Raw genomic sequence first — 565 nt, 5'->3', positions numbered from 1 at the left:
CTGATAAAGTAACGGCGATTAATGACTTGGCAGCTGATGGTTTTAGTATCGAAGATATTGCGCAGCAAGAAAATGTGGCATTAAAAAATATTAAAGATTATAGAAAAAACAATAACACCTCAGTGTTGTCGCAACCTGCTGTTATTAAACAGGCGTTTGATGAGTTTACTATTCAAGATCAAGCAGTAACAGCAGGGATTGAGGTCGGTAATGGTACGGCGTGGGTACAACCAAGTAACTATCGTCCTACTCAGACTCTTACGCTCGCAGCAGCAACACCGATAATCACACAAAAATTACGTCAACAAAAAGCCAGTGCAATGGCGCTTAAAGATGCCAAACAACTGGCTGCTGGTATTAAGACTGTAGCTGATATTAAGAAACAAGCGGTAGGCTTTCAGGCGTTAGGTCAATTAAATCGTCAGACAACATTATTGACTGATAAAGAACGCAGTTTGGCATTCAGTCAGCAAGCCCCTAAAGATGGAGTGGTGGCGTTAGCGAGTGAGACTGAGGTAGGCGCTAGCGTCATCGTTGGCAATCGTATCGAAACTGAACAACAATC

The 565-nt window shown here is 42.5% G+C and carries 1 pseudogene; it reads left to right on the top strand.

Annotated elements, in window-relative coordinates:
* Nucleotides 1-26 precede the first annotated feature (26 nt).
* A pseudogene (locus ACS8FD_RS23410) lies at nt 27-565 on the top strand (SurA N-terminal domain-containing protein); the annotation flags it as partial.

The organism is Psychrobacter sp. 1U2, assembly GCF_051847575.1.
The sequence above is the reverse complement of the archived record's forward strand: the minus strand, read 5'-3'. Positions and strand labels throughout refer to the sequence as shown.